Raw genomic sequence first — 3,670 nt, forward strand, 5'->3', positions numbered from 1 at the left:
CTGATGGGGTCCCCGTGTACACGGTGGACGGCGAGCCGATACGGTCACAGCCGTGAAGACCCGGTCGGCCGTTCGCCGTGTTCTCGCCAGCGTCGTGCTGGTCGTCCTAACCTCGTCTGCCTGTACCACTCACGCGGGGTCCGCCGCGCAGGTCGGCGACGAGACGATCGAGACGTCGACCCTGCGGGGAATTGTCGACCGCGGCATGGCCGCCACCCAGGCGGCCGGACCTGCTAAGGATCCCCAGACCGGACAGGCCGCGGCACCGATCGAGCGTAGTGATCTTCAGCGCGGGGCGCTGACTCTACTCGTCGCGGCCAACCTTGCCCAGCAGGAGGCCCGTCAGCTCGGGGTGGCGGTCACCGGCCAGGACATCGATTCCTACTATCAGACTCTCGGCGTGCTCCAATACGGCAGTGTCGCCGCTTTTGAAAAAGCGGCTGCACAGGGCGGTTTCGCTCGTGACGATCTACGCGTGTTGGTCCAGACCGATGCTCTTGAGCTCGCGTTTGCCGACCGGCTCGCGCCGAACTCCGTCGCCTCCGACGCGGACGCCCGAAACTTCTACGACCAGGCCGTCGCCCGGTTCGGCCCTCTCCCGCTGAGTTTTGGCCAGGCCAAGCCGTTCCTGATCCGAAAGCTCTCCACGGAGCGGACAGCGGCGGTGGAGGCGGAGCTTCGCCAGATTTCGCAACGGGAAGCAATTTTGATCAACCCCAGGTTTGGTGTCTGGTCCGCATCCCAACGGGCAGTGGTTGCCGCGGACGGCTCGGTCGCGACCACGCCGGCGCCGGAGCCGCTCGGCCAGACAGCAGCGATGACCCAGTGAGCCGCATACCGACCCTTCGGTCATGACGGCGAGCATCGTCGTCCTGGTGACCAGCCCACGGGTCGCGCCCGGCCTGCTGGACTTGGCCGCGTGGGATCTGCTGCGGGCGGCATCCGCGGTCTGCTGCGGGTTGGCGGTGCATCCGCAGCGCGACGTGCTCGCCGCGGCCGGCATACCGGTCGAGGTCCTGACGGGCACGGATGCGTCCGCATCCGCCGAGGAGCTGCGTAGCCGCGCATGCGCCGACCCGTCCCGGCCCGTGGTGTGGCTCGCCGCCCCGACCGGCGATCTGGGACCGGGTGGCGCACTGGACGTGGTCGGCGAGGCGGAACTGCTGGCCGCACTCGCGACATCGGCGGGTCCGGACCTCACCGTTTCGACGCGCGAGGGTTCGCGTGACCTGCCCGGGGCGAAGCTCCTGGACGCGGTCGCCGTGATGGACCGGTTGCGCTCGCCCGGCGGTTGCCCGTGGGACGCGCAGCAGACCCACACGTCCCTTGCCTCCTACTTGCTGGAGGAGGCCTACGAGGCGTTTCAGGCGATCGAGGACGGCAACCACGCCGAGCTGCGCGAGGAGCTCGGCGATGTGCTCATGCAGGTGCTGTTCCACGCCCGGATCGCGACCGAGGGCGCCGGCAGCGCGGCGGCCTGGGACGTCGACGACGTGGCGACCGGCCTCACCGAGAAGCTTGTCCGCCGCCATCCCCATGTCTTCGGGTCGGTGACGGTGGATGGCCCGGCCGCGGTCGAGACGAACTGGGACAAGATCAAGGATGTCGAGAAGGGCCGTCGGTCGGTCACCGAGGGCGTGCCCCTGTCCCAGCCGTCGTTGGCGTTGGCGGCGAAGCTGCAAAAACGAGCGGCGAAGGTCGGCGTGCCCGAGGAGCTCGTGCTCGGCGCGGGCCAGGTGTCGTCTCCGGCCGAGATCATCGCAGGCCTGGTCGCTCCGCCGGACGCACCGGCCACGGCTGCGGACCGCACCATCGGCGACCTGCTGTTCGCCGCGGTCACGCTGGCGCGCCAGGCCGGGGTCGATCCGGAGGCGGCACTGCGGGCGTCCGCCCGCCGGTTCCGGGACACGCTCGCCGGTACCGAGGAGGCCATCCGTGCCGCCGGTCTTGACCCGCGAGACGCGGGCGCGGACTCCTGGCGCGCCCACTGGCCGTCCGCATAGTCAATTGCCGGTCGCTCTCAGTTGACCGCGCACCACCGGTTGGTCCCGCCCCTTGATCCCCCGTACCGGCACAATCCCGGCGCGATGAGAGTACCTGCTGATGCGCGTAGCCTCACCGTATGGCAGGAGGCATGGCAGGAGGCACTGCGCGGCAGGCATGGGCGAGCGTCCACCGGGTGTATGCCGGGCGGTCCGCGCCGATCGTCCTGGAGCTTGACCTGACCGTCGACCCGACCGAGGGCGTACCCGCCGACCCGGTGGCCGCGGCCCTGACGCGTCGCCGTCCGTCCCTGCGCGCCATTGTGGACGGGCTGCGCCGGACCGGCAATGATGGCCGCGCGTCCACGCTCATCGCGCGGATCGCCCCGTGTGGGATGCCGCTCGCGCGCGCTCAGGAGATCCGCGACGCGGTGATCGCTTTTCGGCACGCCGGTGGCACCGCCTTTGCCTATTCGGATGCATTCGGTGAGTTCGGCGGCGGGACCGTCCCGTATTACCTCGCGTCCGCCTTCGATGAGATCTGGCTTGCCCCGCCGGGGGATCTGGGCATTACCGGGGTGGCGCTGGAAACGCCGTTCCTGCGCGACGCCCTGGACCGGCTCGGGATTGAGATCCAGGTCGGCCAGCGCCATGAGTACAAGAACGCCGTCAACATGTTCGTCGAGCGTGATTTCACCGCCGCGCACCTGGAGGCGAGCGGCCGGATCGTCGCGTCCAGCCTGGCTATGATCATTGATGGCATCGCCACCGGGCGTGACCTGCCGCCGGACCGGGTCCGTGACCTGATCGACAACGCGCCGCTGTCCGGTGAGCAGGCAGTGCGCGCGGGCCTCGTCGACCGGTTGGGTTACCGGGACGAGGTGTATGCCGCCGCCCGTGCACACGTCCGCCGGACCGTGCCTGACGCCGGGGAAGGCGAGGGCGGGACGCTGGTGTACCTGTCCCACTACCGGCGTGCGTCGGTGCGTCGGGAGGCATCCCGGCTGCGCGTCGCCACGCTGTCCGCGCGGGGCCCGGCGCGGTCGCAGCGGCGTCGGGTGATCGCTGTCATCCACGGGACGGGACCGGTGGTGCTCGGCCGTCCGGGCCGCTCGCCGCTGGCTGGTCCTGCCATGACCTCGGACGCGCTCACCGCCGCCTTCCGTGCCGCCGGCCGCGACGATGATGTCGCCGCGGTCGTGTTCCGTGTCGACAGTCCCGGCGGCTCGTATGTGGCCTCCGACCTGATCCGTCGGGAGGTCGAACGGTTCCAGGCGAGCGGCCGCCCGGTCGTGGTGTCGATGGGTTCGGTCGCCGCGTCCGGCGGATACTTCGTCGCGCTCGGCGCGGACGCGATCGTGGCGAACCCGGGGACCCTCACCGGGTCGATCGGGGTGTTCGGCGGCAAGCAGGTCGTCCGGGAGCTCCTGGACAAGATGGGTGTGCGCTTCGGTGCGGTCGCCGAGGGGGAGAACGCGCTGATGACCTCGCCGCAGCGTGCGTTCAGCCCGTCCGAGCGGGCGAAGCTGGAGGAGTTTCTCGACCGGGTCTACGACGATTTCGTCGCCAAGGTCGCCGCCGGTCGGGGCATGTCGCCCGAGGCTGTGCACGAGGTCGCCCGTGGCCGGGTCTGGACGGGCGCCGACGCGCGTGACCGAGGTCTGGTCGACGAGCTGGGCGGGTTCTCT

Annotated in this window: 3 protein-coding genes; all 3 read left to right on the top strand. The window is 70.4% G+C overall.

Features of this window, described 5'->3' with window-relative positions; genetic code table 11:
• Positions 1-52 precede the first annotated feature (52 nt).
• Positions 53-829: a SurA N-terminal domain-containing protein gene (locus U9980_RS24775; protein ID WP_322770131.1), complete on the top strand. Its 777-nt coding sequence runs from the start codon at positions 53-55 to the stop codon at positions 827-829.
• Positions 830-851: 22 nt separating this feature from the next.
• The gene (gene mazG / locus U9980_RS24780) at positions 852-2,003 is read left to right on the top strand and encodes a nucleoside triphosphate pyrophosphohydrolase (protein WP_322770132.1); all 1,152 of its coding nucleotides are present in this window, start codon (positions 852-854) and stop codon (positions 2,001-2,003) included.
• 131 nt (positions 2,004-2,134) lie between these two features.
• Positions 2,135-3,670 (top strand): signal peptide peptidase SppA (sppA, locus tag U9980_RS24785; RefSeq protein WP_322770133.1); only part of this gene is annotated, 1,536 nt, incomplete at its 3' end.

Origin of the sequence: Protofrankia sp. Cr1 (genome assembly GCF_963555865.1) — a bacterium.
GTDB lineage: Bacteria > Actinomycetota > Actinomycetes > Frankiales > Frankiaceae > Protofrankia.